General features: G+C 60.8%; 15 protein-coding genes. 8 read left to right on the top strand and 7 right to left on the bottom strand.

Annotation, left to right across the window (positions count from 1 at the left end; translation table 11 throughout):
• The coding region (locus tag AAC850_RS04895; protein ID WP_340587518.1) for a porin family protein at positions 1-845 on the bottom strand (845 nt) is incomplete at its 3' end.
• Between the two features lie 122 nt (positions 846-967).
• Positions 968-2,044: a PA0069 family radical SAM protein gene (locus AAC850_RS04900; RefSeq protein WP_340587519.1), complete on the bottom strand. Its 1,077-nt coding sequence runs from the start codon at positions 2,042-2,044 to the stop codon at positions 968-970.
• Positions 2,045-2,193: 149 nt separating this feature from the next.
• On the opposite strand from AAC850_RS04900, the gene AAC850_RS04905 reads away from it, so the two are divergent.
• Positions 2,194-2,625 (top strand): YcxB family protein, encoded by a 432-nt coding sequence (locus AAC850_RS04905; RefSeq protein ID WP_340587521.1) that lies wholly within the window; start codon positions 2,194-2,196, stop codon positions 2,623-2,625.
• Here AAC850_RS04905 and moaB read toward each other — a convergent pair.
• The 3 genes from moaB to AAC850_RS04920 are packed head-to-tail and all read right to left on the bottom strand — an operon-like array spanning position 2,622 to position 5,657.
• Positions 2,622-3,149 carry a molybdenum cofactor biosynthesis protein B gene (gene moaB, locus AAC850_RS04910; protein WP_340587522.1) on the bottom strand — a complete coding sequence of 176 codons (528 nt, stop codon included), beginning with the start codon at positions 3,147-3,149 and terminating at the stop codon, positions 2,622-2,624. The genes AAC850_RS04905 and moaB overlap by 4 nt on opposite strands.
• Complete coding sequence (locus tag AAC850_RS04915) at positions 3,149-4,915, bottom strand: lytic transglycosylase domain-containing protein (RefSeq protein WP_340587523.1); 1,767 nt, start codon at positions 4,913-4,915, stop codon at positions 3,149-3,151. The genes moaB and AAC850_RS04915 overlap by 1 nt, the downstream gene beginning before the upstream one ends.
• A 10-nt stretch (positions 4,916-4,925) precedes the next feature.
• Positions 4,926-5,657: a uracil-DNA glycosylase family protein gene (locus tag AAC850_RS04920; protein WP_340587524.1), complete on the bottom strand. Its 732-nt coding sequence runs from the start codon at positions 5,655-5,657 to the stop codon at positions 4,926-4,928.
• 83 nt (positions 5,658-5,740) lie between these two features.
• Here AAC850_RS04920 and AAC850_RS04925 point away from each other — a divergent pair, with 83 nt between their 5' ends.
• The 7 genes from AAC850_RS04925 (at position 5,741) to AAC850_RS04955 (ending at position 13,817) form a co-directional block, all read left to right on the top strand.
• Positions 5,741-7,387, top strand: coding sequence for an electron transfer flavoprotein-ubiquinone oxidoreductase (locus tag AAC850_RS04925; RefSeq protein ID WP_340587525.1), 1,647 nt, complete (start codon positions 5,741-5,743; stop codon positions 7,385-7,387).
• 13 nt (positions 7,388-7,400) lie between these two features.
• Positions 7,401-8,213 (top strand): 4-(cytidine 5'-diphospho)-2-C-methyl-D-erythritol kinase, encoded by an 813-nt coding sequence (locus AAC850_RS04930; RefSeq protein WP_340587526.1) that lies wholly within the window; start codon positions 7,401-7,403, stop codon positions 8,211-8,213.
• Entirely contained in the window at positions 8,210-8,938 is a 729-nt protein-coding gene (locus AAC850_RS04935) for an N-formylglutamate amidohydrolase (RefSeq protein WP_340587528.1), read from the top strand. The genes AAC850_RS04930 and AAC850_RS04935 overlap by 4 nt, the downstream gene beginning before the upstream one ends.
• A gap of 96 nt (positions 8,939-9,034) precedes the next feature.
• The gene (gene ilvD / locus AAC850_RS04940; protein WP_340587529.1) at positions 9,035-10,900 is read left to right on the top strand and encodes a dihydroxy-acid dehydratase; all 1,866 of its coding nucleotides are present in this window, start codon (positions 9,035-9,037) and stop codon (positions 10,898-10,900) included.
• Positions 10,900-11,223, top strand: coding sequence for a hypothetical protein (locus AAC850_RS04945; protein ID WP_340587530.1), 324 nt, complete (start codon positions 10,900-10,902; stop codon positions 11,221-11,223). Before ilvD ends, AAC850_RS04945 begins: the two co-directional genes overlap by 1 nt.
• Positions 11,224-11,226: 3 nt before the next feature.
• The gene (locus tag AAC850_RS04950; RefSeq protein WP_340587531.1) at positions 11,227-12,621 is read left to right on the top strand and encodes an NAD(P)H-hydrate dehydratase; all 1,395 of its coding nucleotides are present in this window, start codon (positions 11,227-11,229) and stop codon (positions 12,619-12,621) included.
• Between the two features lie 281 nt (positions 12,622-12,902).
• Positions 12,903-13,817: a class I SAM-dependent RNA methyltransferase gene (locus AAC850_RS04955; RefSeq protein WP_340587532.1), complete on the top strand. Its 915-nt coding sequence runs from the start codon at positions 12,903-12,905 to the stop codon at positions 13,815-13,817.
• Here AAC850_RS04955 and AAC850_RS04960 read toward each other — a convergent pair.
• Both AAC850_RS04960 and AAC850_RS04965 read right to left on the bottom strand, forming a co-directional pair.
• Positions 13,776-14,573, bottom strand: coding sequence for a hydrolase 1, exosortase A system-associated (locus AAC850_RS04960; RefSeq protein ID WP_340587533.1), 798 nt, complete (start codon positions 14,571-14,573; stop codon positions 13,776-13,778). The genes AAC850_RS04955 and AAC850_RS04960 overlap by 42 nt on opposite strands.
• A complete protein-coding gene (locus AAC850_RS04965) occupies positions 14,570-15,154 on the bottom strand; it encodes an alpha/beta hydrolase family protein (protein ID WP_340587534.1) in 585 nt (194 codons plus the stop codon). Before AAC850_RS04965 ends, AAC850_RS04960 begins: the two co-directional genes overlap by 4 nt.
• Positions 15,155-15,199: the final 45 nt, after the last annotated feature.

A 15,199-nucleotide genomic window follows, 5' to 3' on the forward strand; every position in this document is an offset into this window, starting at 1 on the left:
TCCGGAGTGATGTTCGACTGATCCCAGTCGAAGAACACGATGTACGGCCCGGTGTTGCACTCGGCAACCGGCGGCGGCGGCGGCGGCGGCGGAGGCGGCGGGGGAGGCGGCGGCGGGGGCGGCGGAGGAGGCGGCGGCGGAGGCGGAGCTTCCGTGCCACCGAAGTTGAAGATGAACGTGCCAAGCAGGGCGTGCGTACGAACGCTCGCGTCAAACTGACGGCCCGACTGGTCGACGAAGTCTCCGCCCTCGATATTGTGGAACTTGTACTTCAGCGACGCATCGATGTTGTCCGTTACCGGGCCATAAAGCTGGGCAATAGCCTGCCATGCGAAGCGCGAGTCGCTGTCATCGATAAAGCCAGGGCCGGTACCGAAGGCGCGCACATCGTTGAACGATGCACTCGAAACGCCGACACCACCACCGATCGCAAAACCGAGGCCTTCATTGCCACCGAAGTCGAGCAATGCGTTGAGCATACCGCTCCAGATTTCGCCTTCGCCACCAACTGGTGAAAACGTGCCGAATGCGAACTGGTCCTGACCGTTGGGGCCAATGCTGGCGACCGTACCGAGTGTCCCGGTATTGAGCGTTTCGAGATCGAAGTTCTGGTAAGCGCCTTCGACTTCGAAGCGGACCGGGCCGGCGTCGTAGCCGAGCACAGCTTCTGCCGTCCAGCCATAGTCGCCTTCCAGCGTGATTTCGTCCGTGCCTGTGCGGAAGTCGGTGTCTTCGGCGTCCATGACACCGCCACCAAGGCCGATGTAGAACTCCTGATCACCGGCGAGCGCCGGAGTAGCGATCAGCGCGGAGGCTGACAGGAGTGCGGTAGTGATTTTCCTCATGAGGTTATCCCCTATATTCAAACACATTCGAATCAGTGCACGACATCCCTAGGGCGCACAACCCCATAATGCGACAATGCCGTGCACTGCCCTAGCGCAATTATATGCTTGTTGCACAGAGTTTATATCAAACGAAGTTGCCCGCCGATCTCCGGTCGGCGAAATTGGGAACAATCGAGTTCGAACTCGCCCTTTTTCAAATGAGAGCGGCGGCAGGCGAGGCGAAAGCGCGCTCGCAACAGGTCTGCCCAGATCCCGCTCGGTTTCATGCGACTGAAGAACTGCGGGTCGTTATCGCGCCCGTTACGGATGGATCGCACGATGCTCATGACCTTCGAAGCCCGCTCTGGAAAGTGGACGTCGAGCCATTCGCGGAACAGCGGTGCGACTTCATGAGGCAATCGCAAGGGAATCCAGCCGCAACTGTTCACCCCCGCTACTGCGGCCTGCTGAACTATGGCTTCCATGAACTCGTCGGTGATCGCCGGTATTACTGGCGATATCGAGCAGTGGGTCGGGACGCCAGCACTCGAAAGCGCCTGCAACGCAGCCATGCGTTTTGCCGGCGCAGCGGCGCGCGGTTCGAGTTTGCGCGACAGGTCCGGATCCAGCGACGTCACAGAAATGGCAACCGCCACCAGCCTGTGCGTGGCCATCTCTGCCAGCAGGTCGAGATCGCGCAGGACGCGATCGGACTTGGTGGTGATTGTGACGGGGTGGCGCGTTTCGTGGCAGACTTCGAGCAGTTCACGGGTGATGCGATAACGGTTCTCGATCGGTTGATAGGGATCGGTATTTGTCCCCATCGCGATAGGTCGAGGGCGGTACTTCGGACGGGAAAGAGTTTCGCGCAGCAAGTCTGCCGCACCAGGTTTTGCGAACAGCTTTGTTTCGAAATCGAGGCCGGGAGAAAGATCGTGGTAGGCGTGAGTCGGGCGCGCAAAGCAGTAGACACAGCCATGCTCGCATCCACGATAGGCATTGACCGAACGGTCGAACGGTATGTCCGGTGACTGGTTGAAACTGAGGATCGTCTTGGGATGTTCCTCGGTAACGCTTGTCCGCAGCTTGATCGGAGGGCCATCAAGCGCCTCCATCGCATCGCGCCAATCGCCATCGACCTGGCGTTCCGCCAGGCCGAACCTCTGCGGCACCTGCGCAGATTGCGCGCCGCGTCCTTTTATGGCGTTGCTCTTCATGTTATCTCGTCCGAAAAGAACATATGTGGAACATTAACGGAGTCGGATCGAATTTGCTATAGGCGATTGCCAATATGCAGCGGACCGCGAAATTCTACCTGAGTGCAGATGACGCTGTGACGGCGGCGAGCCTTGCCTCAGCTCGAAAGATGCCAATTCCGATTGGCGTCATCCTTGCCGTTGGCACAGCCGTTGCAATTGCGAGCTTTTTCGTTTTCGAAGGAGAAAAGGCTTGGGTGACGCAGTATATCGTTCCGTTGCTGATTTTTCTCCTCGTTCTGGTTGCGGTCCTCCAGTACCTTGTGGTTCCTTGGCAGGCGCGTCGGCATTACATGCAATCGGCCGGCCTGAAAGACGAAGTCACGGTCGAATGGGACGCGCAGGGAATTCGCCTGCGCGGGAGCCGTGGCGAGTCCAATTTGGCGTGGGATGATTATTACAGATGGACCGAGGGTAGGTCCCTGCTGCTCCTCCACATCAGCGAGCAGATGTTCCACACAATCCCTGAAAGCGCGTTGACTGCCGAACAGTGGGATGATTTTCGGGCCAACATAGCAGCCTCGGGTCTGAAAAAGGGCTAGGCTTCGCGCAAGCGGGGCATCAGGTCGATGAAGTTGCACGGCCGGTTGCGGCTGTCGAGCTGGTCGGACAATATGCGATCCCACCCGTCCCGCACCGCACCGTTCGAGCCGGGAAGCGCGAAGATATAGGTGCCGCCAGCAAGCACGGCACAGGCGCGTGACTGGATTGTCGAACTCCCAATGCTCTCCCAGCTGATCCAGCGGAACATTTCGCCGAAGCCGGGAATGTCCTTGTCTTTTACGGCGTCGAGCGCCTCTGGTGTTACGTCGCGCCCGGTAAGGCCGGTCCCGCCAGTGCAGATGATTGCATCTACCCGCGGATCATCGATCCACTTGCGCAGCCCTTCTGCCAGCATTTCAGCGTCATCCCGGATGATCGCGCGGGCGGCAAGCAAATGCCCTTTCTTATGCATCCGCTCCACGAGAATATCGCCTGATGTATCGTCGTCCGGCGTGCGGGTGTCGGAGACAGTCAGCACAGCGATGTTGATCGGGACGAAGGCAAGGCTTTCGTCGATCGCCATCAGTTTCCGCCGGCGGACATATAGACGCGGCCATTGTTCAATCCGTTGCCATCCGGAAACAGGGGCCAACCGTTCTGCGCCAAGGCCATCCGACTTGGCGAGGCTGCGTTCGCCTGCCGCTCGTACATCCAGTAATTGCGCATCACGATGGCGACATACCCGCGTGTCTCCCAATAAGGTATCGCTTCCATGTAGAGCAGCGGGTCGCCGAAATCGCGGATTTCGCTTTCCCAACGGGTGATCGGCGTCATGCCGGCATTGTAGGCCGCCATGATAACCGGCAACCGACCCCGTGTTGTCGGATGGTCGCGCAACATTTCCAGATTCCGTTGGCCGAACGCGAGATTGATTTCTGGGTCATAGATGTTCACCTGACTTGCGCTCACCCCCAGCGAGGGTGCGTGCTGGCGAACAGTAATAGGCGTGATCTGCATCAGGCCCTGGGCATTGGCGGGGCTTGTCGCGTTCGGCCGGAATGCACTCTCCTGCAGGATGTGTGCGAACGCCAGCGCAGGGTCGACCCGCCAGCCATTGTAAGGCGCGATCTTCGGGGAAGGGAAGTGCGATGCAGGATCAGCCTGCGCCCCGCTCGGCGCGTTATAGGCCATGAACAATTGTGTTTGCGGGAAATCCAGTGCGCGGGCGAGACGCGAGAGCGCTGCATAATTGCGCGGATCGCCGATACGCGCCTGGTGCAGCAGCACTTGGCTGCCGAGGTTGTCCTGCCCGATCTCTGCCAGTGCGATAGCAATGCGAACATTTCGTTCCGACTGCACGGATCGCCAGTCTTCCTGCGAGAAATCGGCACTTTCCACACGGTTCGGTAGCCTCTGGCCAAGCTGTTCGGCGGCCAGCATTCCGTACATTGTGCGATCGTCCGATGCGGCGTTGGTCAGCAATCTCGTGCTGAGATCGGGCTGACGGCAGCGCATGGCGGCTCGCGAACCCCAGTAAAGCGCGGCTGCGCGTAGGTTGGGGCTGGCTGCTCCGGCAGCAGATCGTTGAAAATACTCGCTCGCCGTCTGGCAGTCGTTAAGGCGCCAGGCAGCCAGGCCGGCAACCCAGTCCCCCTCGGCAACCCAGGACCCGCTGCCCGCGCCAACCGTCTGCGCCATGGCAAGCGCTTCTGCATCGAGGTTCTCGATGAAAAAGCTCCAGGCAACGCGCTGGCGCCATTCGGCACGCGCTGCGCTGCTGAGACTGGCATCGATCCCGTCGAGCAATTGCCGCGCGCCAAAGGGATCATCGTTGGAGATACGCTCCAGAATGGCAGAGCGCATTTCTGCTGGCATCGTTCCATCGTCGATCGAACTTGGTCGCGTGCGCCTTGGCATGGAGCCTTGGGACTGCGTCGGGCGCACATAGGGCAGGTTCGGAGCGCTCGTAGCACCTCGCGTTATGCTGAGACGACCGATCTGCTCGGCCTGGGGCAGGTTTTGCCCACTCCTCAACCAATCGAGCAGTGCGGGCAGTTCGACCCGCGGGGAGTTGGCGTGGAGGTAGTATTCGGCGCGGGCGACGTCGGTCAGCAGGCCGCCCGGCCTTTGCGACAGCATCGCCTCGACCTCTGCCCATTGCTCGCCCTCGATAGCGCTGAACAGACGGCGATAATGGTCGCGCTCATCAGAGGAGAGCTGCTGAGGCACTTCCTGCGCCGTGATCCGCGCGGTGAAATAGGTTCTCGTATTCTGTTCTTGCGCCTTGAGGCTCAACGGGGTGCAAACAGCCCCGACGAGGGCACAAAGGGTCAGAGCGTTCTTCAGCATTGTCATTTGGTCAGGCAGTCCATTCAAGCAGGCGGTGCCACAAGCGCGCGCGTTGGCGCGGGTGGTCCAGCAGGCGTTCGGGAGCGAAAGTGGCGAGCGCTGGGACGCCCGCGATCTCGGTTATGGATTCGGGAGGCGCGGCGGCGTCCTGCCCGAGCAGCGCGGGCAATTTGCTCCCGAACAGGATGACGCGCCGGGGCTTTGCGAGCGCGATATGGTGGCGAAGCACTGAGCCAAAGCCGGCAGCGCCCAGCGCATCCCAATCGGGAAGCGTAATATAGGCAGGCAGGGCCGATGCAAAATAAGGAGTATCAGCTCCGTGCCCGAGTGCGTGGGAGATATTTCCCAGCATCGTGCCTTGCGGGCCCGCAAGCAGGCGTTCGGTATCGTCGATCTCGGGCATCGGTGCGACCAGCATGAGCGGGGAACCGATTTCTCCGCGTGGAGCGATGCGGGGTGCAGAGCCGGTCGGCAATTCGTGTGCCGACATCCACCAATCGCGAAATGCGTCCAGATCGCCCGGTAGTTCTTTTGTAGAAAAGGCGGGTTTTGGCTTCGCGGTTTCTGGCTCGTCCACTCCGCCGGCTTGCACAGTAGAAGGCGCAATCGCCGCAGGCTCTTTTTCGCTGAGCATGACCTGGATATCGTCCTCGAACAGGCAATCCACGCCCGCATCGCGCCACCAATCGATGGCCGCTCCATATTGCTCAGCAAGCGGAATGTCGGGGCGATTTTCTGTCATATGTTCAGAGCGCGGTCTTGACCTGCACTTGGCCAACGATCAAGTCCCCCTGCAATGGATAATCTGCAAAACGGGACAAAGCGATGAGTGAACGGGAATCAATGCCCACTGATGTCGTGATCGTGGGCGGCGGTGTTGCCGGCCTTGCCGCATCGATCCGGCTGAAACAGCTTAATGAGGAGCTAGAGGTCGTTGTCTTGGAAAAGGGCTCCGAGATCGGCGCGCATATACTTTCGGGCGCGGTGGTCGATCCCAAGGCGCTCGACGAGCTTCTGCCCGACTGGCGGCACATGGATTGCCCGATGGCGGAAACGCCTGTCACCGATAACTGGCACTGGGCGCTGACGAAGAACGGCAAGTTCGCCATACCGCATCTCGCCATGCCGCCGTTCATGTCCAATGATGGCTGCTACACTGGTTCGCTCGGAAATCTCACCCGCTGGCTGGGTGAGCAGGCAGAGTCGCTGGGCGTGATGGTCTTCCCCGGCTTCCCGGCGTCGGAAGTCATGTTCAACGATGCTGGCGCAGTGACCGGCGTTATCACGCAGGACATGGGCGTTGCCGCAGATGGCAGCCACAAGCCAGACTACCAGCCCGGCATGGAAATCCACGCCAAATATACGCTGTTTGCAGAGGGTGCGCGTGGAAACCTGACCAAGCAGATGAAGGCGAAGTTCGATCTGGAGGCGAATTGCCAGCCGCAGGTCTATGGCCTCGGCGTCAAGGAATTGTGGGACATCGACCCGGACAAGCATGTTCCGGGCCGCGTGATCCACACGCAGGGCTGGCCGCTTTCGGAAAGCGACACCTGGGGCGGGGGCTTCCTGTATCACCAGGCAAACGGCCAGGTCGCGATCGGTTTCGTGACCGCGCTCGATTACAAGAACCCCTATGTCTCACCTTTTCAGGAATTCCAGCGCTGGAAGCACCACCCCGCGATCCGCGAATATCTCGAAGGCGGCACGCGCGTTGCCTATGGCGCAAGGGTAATCAACGAAGGCGGCTGGCAGAGCGTCCCCAAGCTCGCTTTCCCCGGCGGCGCGCTGATTGGCTGCGCGGCAGGCTTCGTGAATGTTCCGCGTATCAAGGGCAGCCATACCGCGATGAAGAGCGGAATGCTGGCAGCCGAAGCTGTCGCAAAAGCGATTGCCGACGGCGCGGAGCACACCGAAGTTGCCGAATACGAAGCAAACCTGCGCGAAAGCTGGATCGCAACCGAGTTGAAGAAGGTGAAGAACGCCCAGCCACTCGTCGCCAAATTCGGCGGTGATGTCGGCACGGTGCTCGCCGGGATCGACATGTGGATGCGCCAGCTAAAGATCGGGGTGCTTCCGGCGATGAAGCATCACCGCGACTATACCGAATTGCAACGCGCCGATTTGCATCAGCCAATCGACTATCCCAAGCCCGACGGGAAGATCAGCTTCGACCGCCTGACCAGCGTCTCCTACTCTTTCACCAACCATGCCGAGGACCAGCCCAACCATCTGAAGGTGGAGGACCTCGAAATGCAGCGTGAGAGCGAGTTCGAGGTCTTCGCAGGCCCATCGACACGCTATTGCCCGGCGGGTGTCTACGAATGGCTGGTCGAGGAAGGGCAGGAACCCAAGTTCCAGATTAACTCGCAGAACTGCGTCCACTGCAAGACTTGCGACATCAAGGATCCGAACCAGAACATCGAATGGACCACGCCCGAAGGCGGCGGCGGGCCGAACTATCCGAATATGTGACGCGGCGGGCCGCTTGCACCTAAGAGAAATAGCTTACGCCAAGATCAACCTTGCGCTGCACGTCCGTTCGCGGCGGGAGGATGGTTATCATGAGCTGGAAACGCTGTTCGCTTTCGTCGATGCGGGCGACCAGCTTGTTGCGCAGGCGGCCGAGGTGGATCTGCTGACAACTGTCGGTGAATTCGCTGATGCGCTGGACAATCCGTTCGACAATATCGTGATGCGCGCGCTTACTGCGCTTCCGCGTGCGGATGGCCTTGCCGTAACACTCGAGAAGAATCTCCCCGTCGCGGCGGGGCTGGGCGGCGGTTCGGCAGATGCCGGTGCCATTTTCCGCATGATCCGCGATGCCTATGGCCTGCCCGATGACTGGCGGCAAAGGGCTGCGCGGCTTGGGGCCGATGTTCCCGCATGTGTCGAAAGCATCACATGCATCGGGCGCGGCACCGGCACCGAGTTGCAGCCTATCGAGAGCGACCTTGCCGGAACACCCGTCTTGCTGGTCAACCCGCGCGTCGCACTGACAACCGGACCGGTCTTCAAGGCGTGGGACGGCGTCGACCGCGGCCCGCTTCCCGTTGGTCCTGTCAGCGCAATTGCCCGCGAAGGGCGCAATGACCTGCGCGGGCCTGCCATCGAACTCTGCCCCGTCATTCAGGACGTTCTAGACGCGCTTTCGCGTTCTAATCCGTTGAAATCGGACATGTCCGGCTCCGGGGCGACCTGTTATGCGCTGTTTCAAGATGTCGGCGAACGCGATAAGGCGTCGCAAACATTGGCTACCGACCATCCGGACTGGTGGCAGATGAAAGGACATCTTCGATGAGTGAACCCGTGTTCCGTACGATCGGCGAGGCCACGCGTGGCGGAATCGTTGCCGTTTGCGATCATGCCTCCAACAATGTGCCCGACAATATCCAGCTTGGCGTTTCCGCTGCAACGCTTGAAAAGCATGTTGCCTATGACATCGGCGCAGCGGGTGTTACGGAACGCTTGGCCCGGCGGCACGGGATTGCGGCGATGCTTTCCGAAGTCAGTCGGTTGGTCATCGACCATCACCGCGAGGAGGAATCCGACGGCCTCATTCCCATGTCTACTGACGGAATTCTGATCCCCGGCAATATCGGCGCTGACCGCGAAAAGCGCTTGGATGACTATCACCGCCCCTATCATGCCGCGATGGACAAGTGGCTGGACGAGGCGCAGCCCGGACTGATCCTCTCGATCCACAGCTTCACGCCAAAGCTGGAAAGCAAGCCTGCCGAGGACCGACCGTGGGAAATCGGGCTGCTCTACAACGATGACGACCGCGCCGCGCGCCATGCCATGCGCCTGTTTGCCGAACTCGGCGTCACTGTCGGCGATAACGAGCCTTATTCGGGCAGCGAATTCAATGCGACGATGAACCGCCATGCAGAGGCGCATGGCCGCCCCTATTGCGCCATCGAAATCCGTAACGACCTGATAACGCAGGAACGTGGTCAGGCGCGCTGGGCAGCAATCATCGCCGATGTTGCAGGCCGTGTGAAGCTGGCGCTGGAGACGGTATAAGCCCTCTATTACGCCTGTAAGCATTTCCTGTTTCGGATTATGCTGCTGTTCCTCTAGAATTCGGTTCAACATGACGCCGGACCAACAGGATTAACGATGCCCGCATATCGCTCCAGAACAACAACCCATGGCCGCAATATGGCTGGCGCTCGCGGCTTGTGGCGGGCAACGGGCATGAAGGATGGCGATTTCGGCAAGCCGATTATCGCGGTCGTCAATTCATTCACCCAATTCGTGCCAGGCCACGTCCACCTGAAAGATCTCGGCCAGCTTGTCGCGCGCGAGATCGAGGCTGCGGGCGGAGTTGCCAAGGAATTCAACACTATCGCTGTGGATGATGGCATAGCCATGGGTCATGACGGGATGCTCTATTCGCTGCCAAGCCGTGACCTGATCGCCGACAGCGTGGAATATATGGTCAACGCACACTGCGCCGATGCGATGGTGTGCATTTCCAATTGCGACAAGATCACGCCTGGCATGCTAATGGCGGCGATGCGGCTGAACGTGCCCGTCGTATTCGTCAGCGGCGGACCGATGGAAGCGGGCAAGGTGGTGCTGAAGGGCAAGGAAGTCGCGCTCGACCTCGTCGACGCGATGGTTGCTGCAGCGGATGAAAGCTATTCGGACGAGGAAGTGACCGAGATCGAGCGTTCAGCCTGCCCGACATGTGGTTCGTGCTCGGGCATGTTCACCGCCAATTCGATGAATTGCCTGACCGAGGCGCTTGGCCTTTCGCTTCCCGGAAACGGCTCGCAGCTTGCCACCCATGCCGACCGGCAAGGTTTGTTCGAGCGGGCAGGGCGGCTCGTCGTTGCGCTCGCCAAGCGGTATTACGAGGAGGACGATGCCAGCGTCCTGCCGCGCTCCATCGCCAGCTTCGAAGCGTTCGAGAACGCGATGAGCCTCGATATCGCGATGGGCGGATCGACCAATACCGTGCTCCATCTGCTTGCCGCAGCACATGAGGCGGGTGTGGACTTCACGATGAAGGACATCGACCGCTTGAGCCGAACTGTGCCGTGCCTTTCCAAGGTCGCTCCGGCCAAGAGCGATGTGCACATGGAAGACGTCCACCGCGCAGGCGGTATCATGGCTATCTTGGGCGAACTCGACCGCGGCGGATTGCTCCATACCGCGCTCCCCACAGTGCACAGCCCAACCATGGGCGATGCGCTGGATGACTGGGACATCGTGCGCAATCGCAATCCCAAGGTGCATGAGTTCTACAAGGCCGCGCCGGGCGGGGTGCCCACGCAAACCGCTTTCAGCCAGGCGCGCCGCTGGGATGAGCTGGACCTCGACCGAGAGGGCGGCGTGATCCGCTCCACGGAACATGCTTTCAGCCAGGATGGCGGATTGGCGGTGCTTTACGGCAATATCGCGCGCGATGGCTGCATAGTGAAGACGGCAGGGGTGGATGAAAGCATTCTTACCTTCTCCGGCCCGGCAAAAGTCTTTGAAAGCCAGGATGCTGCGGTCGATGCCATCCTCGCCGACGAAATCGTGGCGGGCGATGTGGTCGTGATCCGTTACGAAGGACCAAAGGGCGGACCGGGAATGCAGGAAATGCTCTACCCGACCAGCTATCTCAAATCGAAGGGCCTGGGCGCGGCCTGTGCTTTGCTGACCGATGGTCGCTTCTCGGGCGGGACATCGGGGCTTTCCATCGGTCATGCCTCGCCGGAAGCCGGCGAAGGCGGTGCTATTGCGCTGGTGGAGCCCGGCGATCGGATCGACATCGACATACCCAATCGCACGGTCAATCTTGCAATCTCGGACGAGGAATTTGCCAATCGCCGCGCCGCGATGGAAGCGAAGGGAGCCGCTGCGTGGCAGCCCGTCGCTCCGCGTCCACGCAAGATCACGCCTGCGCTTGAAGCCTATGCCGCCATGACGACCAGCGCCTCACGCGGTGCGGTGCGCGATGTTTCGCAGGTGACGGGTAAAAGCGCGACCTGATGCGGTTTGCCGCTCTCCTGCTGCTCATGCCAGTGGCGTGTGCCCCTAGTAATGATGGCGCGGATGGGACGGCGATAGAGTGCGCGCTGGCCGGTGCCGCTGCCTTCTCGGCAGATTGCAAGATGGAATCGGCTGAACTCGAAACTCAGCGTCTCTTGATCGTTCATCATCCCGACGGTGCATTCCGCCGTTTCGAACTTGGTATGCGTGGGCGCGGGATCGTTACTGCGGACGGTATGGAACAAGCCGAGGTCACGCGCAGCGAGGGGATGGTCGAATTGCAGGTCGGTGCAGACCGGTACCGCCTTCCGGTCGCGGAATAGCGCGTGGATTCCCGGCTCCAGATACTTTCCGCCGCCCAGATGCGTGCGGCTGAAGAAGCACTGATCGACGAGGGCGAAACGGTCGAAACCTTGATGGAGCGCGCCGGTCACGGTGCTGCCGACTGGGTCTGGCGTGTGGCAGCGGGGCGCTCGATCACCGTCCTTTGTGGTCCGGGCAATAATGGCGGAGATGGCTATGTCATCGCCCGCAGCCTGCAGGAGCGCGGCTGCCATGTCGATGTCATTGCGCCGATAGACCCTAAGACCGAGGCTGCCATCAATGCGAGGAAGCTCTGGGGCGGGCAGCCCGTCGCCGATGCAAGCAACAGCGTGCTCGTCGACTGCCTGTTCGGCACCGGTCTTGGCAGGCCTCTGGGAGACGACCTGGAGAAGCTCTTGCGAAATCTCGCAATATCGCATCATTTCCGCATCGCTATCGACCTGCCGAGCGGTGTTGACAGCGACAATGGCGAAATGTTGAACGAAGGTCTTCCACATTACGACCTGACAATTGCGCTTGGAGCGTGGAAATTTGCCCATTGGCTGATGCCCGCGATGGACCGTATGGGCGAAAGGCGGCTAGTCGGTATCGGTGTCGGGATTGTGCGCGAAGCGGCTCACCTGTCGGCAGCGCCCAGGCTGGCTCCTCCGGCACGTTCTGCGCATAAGTATACGCGCGGACTTCTGGTCATTATCGCTGGTGAAATGCCGGGTGCTGCACTCCTCGCAGCCTACGCAGCCCAGCATGGCGGGGCGGGATATGTGAAGATCTTTGCGGGTGAGGGTGATGAAAGCCTTGCCGGGCCTCCAGATCTGGTGATCGACCACGGATCATTGTTCGAACTTGTGCGGGACCACCGGATCGATGCCTTCCTTGTCGGTCCGGGACTTGGCCGAACCGCGGAGGCGCGCTCTAGGCTTGATTGGGTGCTGGCATGCGACTTGCCCACCGTGTGTGACGCTGATGCGCTGGCGATGATTGAGCCGACGATGCTTGAAGGCCGCGAATGGCCGATCATTGCCACGCCTCATGCCGGTGAACTCGAAACAATGGCTAACGTCTTCGACGCCGTGGGGCTGGACCGCCAGGAGCAGGCCAATGAACTGGCAGAGGCTATAGAGGGGGTCCTGGTTGCCAAGGGACCTGATACTCTGATCGCTGCGGCAGGGATGCCGCTGACCATCATGCCGCCTGCAACAAGCTGGCTGAGCACCGCAGGTACCGGAGACGTTCTCGCAGGCCTGATAGCAAGCCGCTTGGCGACCGGAGCGAGTGCGCGAAAGGCGGCGGAGCAAGGTTGCTGGCTTCACGCGGAAGCAGCACGCCGCGCGGGGCCGGCCTTTGCTGCTGGTCAATTAATAGACTATATCCCCGATGCATATGAGCGTTTTTTGTGAACGAATCTGAAGTAATCTTGCGTATTGCGGCCAAGGGTGACGGGGTCACTGCGAGCGGAAAACACTTAAGTTACGCAGCGCCGGGAGACCGCGTGTTGGCAGATGGCTCGCTGGAGAACGGACCACACCATGTGGACCCTCCATGTCGACATTTCGGCACTTGTGGTGGTTGCCAGTTGCAGCACTGCGATGAGGAATCACTCGCCCGTTTCGTTAGTGACCGCGTGACCCATGCGGCGTCGGGGCAGGGGTTGGAACCACGCCACGTTGCACCCCCGGACATGTCTCCGCCACGTTCGCGCCGCCGCGCCAGCCTGCGGGCAATCAACGGGGGCGGTAGGCCGCTGATCGGATTCAGGGCGGCAGGCTCGCACCGCGTGATCGACCTTGCCGAATGCCACATCCTTAAACCCGAATTGTTCGCGCTGCTCGTGCCGCTGCGGCGCTATTTCGCGGCGCTCAAGGGCAAGTATTCCATCGATATCGAGCTGGCCCAAGTCGATCAGGGCGTCGACTGCGCGCTCAAAGGTTTTATGCCCGAAGGCCTCGACCAAACCGAAGACCTGCTCGATTTCTGCCGTGAAAACGGACTGGCGCGGCTAACGCTCGATGCTGGCTACGGTTCTGAGGGGTTCTGGGAGCCGGAGCCAGTGACCGTGACGCTGGGCGGCATTCCCGTCGCGTATCCTGCCGGAGCGTTCCTGCAGGCGACCGAGCATGGTGAGGCCGCGTTGGTCGGGGCGGCGTGCGAGTGGCTGGCTGGATGCGGTCAGGTTGCGGACCTGTTTGCCGGTCTTGGTACATTTGCCCTGGCACTGGTGTCGCAGAGCAAGGTGCTCGCTGCCGAAGCAGATCGGGCCGCCGTCCTTGCATGTCGCAGCGCAGTCAATCCGGCGCGCTTGCCAGTGGAGACAGCCCATCGCGATCTGTTTCGCAACCCGCTTCGCGCCGACGAGTTAGCAGGGTTCGACGGCATATTGCTCGACCCGCCGAGAGCGGGGGCACGCGCACAAGTCGAGCAGATAGCAGCGAGCGGGGTGAGTCGTGTGGTTTACATCAGCTGCAACCCGTCCAGCTGGTCGCGGGACGGTGCCTTGCTGGCACACGCGGGGTACGAATTGGCTGAATTGCGCCCTGTGGGCCAGTTCCGCTGGTCAACCCATGTTGAGCTGGCGAGCCTGTTCATCAAGCGCTGACAACAACTGCGCTCGCAGCCATTCAAAGTCTTCCGGAGCGGAAAACGCGTGGTCGGCGCCGTCGCGGACCGATACCCTGTCGTCCTTCCCCCATGCGCTGCAAAATGCCAACCCTGTCCGGTCCCGCCCGGCGATCAGGAACCGGATGTCGCCACCATAATCCGCGAGGCCGTTGCGCATATCGGCTGCAAGCGAGGTTGTGGATGGTGAGCTTGTCGCAGCGCGGGTAAGGCCTCCGACCAGTTTACGGATGGAAACCTTGCCCCGCAGCAGCCGGAACCATTCACGCGGATCGGCGAGTTTCTTGGCATAGCGGGCGCGTATCGCCTCGGGCGGTAGCGCGTCACCATTGTCCTCATCGAAAGTCCAGGGATTGGCGAGAACCAGCCCTTCGCAGCCTGCACCGCCTTGCAGCATGAGCGCCGAAGCTGCGTCGCAATTGCCGAACGCAACGATGCGGCTCAGTGACGGTGACTGGGCCTTGAACGCATCCTGCGCGCTCGCAACATGGCCTCGCTCGTCACGGAACCCGCGATTGTCGCCGCTGCTATCGCCAATGCCGGGCCGGTCGTACCGGAACACCCGATAGCCAGCGTCCGCTATCTTGGCAGCCAGTTTCGCCTGCCCCGAGAAGGCTCCGCTGCGTATTTCGTTTCCGCCACTTACGATAAGCAGGCCGACCGGTCCGTCTGCACCATCAAGCGTCCCGACGAGTTTTTCTTCGCCGCAACCGAAAGTGATATGGCGCCGCGTCATGCAAGGCGCTCCGCCACGATGCGGGCCAGAGCACGAGCTTGGTCCGGATCGTGGTCAGGTTCTGCACGAAGCCAAAGCCCCCCTCCGCCAATATCCGTTTGCGCAATGTCGCAGAAGGAATGTCCGGGGAGATTGGCCTCTTCCAGCTGCCTGAACATTGCAGGGGAAAGCGTGTACCCTGCGAGCGTCAATCCAGCTGATTTACCCTGTTCAGAAAGTTGCTCGCGAGTGCTCTCCCGCCCTGCTTCGCGGTCAGCAAGCGTCTGGGCGCGCAGCAGGGCATTCAGCACTCGAACTCCCTTCACTGGAGCATAACGCAGGCAAGGCAGGTCTGAAGGAGCACACAGCGCCCCTCCGCGGAGCGCCAACACGTGTGTCGCCTCAAAATAGGCAGCAGCGCCAACCATTGCAGACTGCCAACTCGACAAAGACTGATCGGCCAACACTTCGCAGCTTTCATTCGTGCCCGGCAAATCCGGCAGCATCGTATCAATGCCGGCTTCATCAAGCGCGCGCATGATCTCCACGGTGAAGTGCCGCATCTTGTTCGCTTCATCGAACAGGGCCGGGACGATCAGCAACCGCGTTGCGCGTCCGGAATCGAAGCGGATCGCATATTCATCTGT

The organism is Erythrobacter alti, from assembly GCF_037996805.1.
Lineage (GTDB): Bacteria > Pseudomonadota > Alphaproteobacteria > Sphingomonadales > Sphingomonadaceae > Alteraurantiacibacter > Alteraurantiacibacter alti.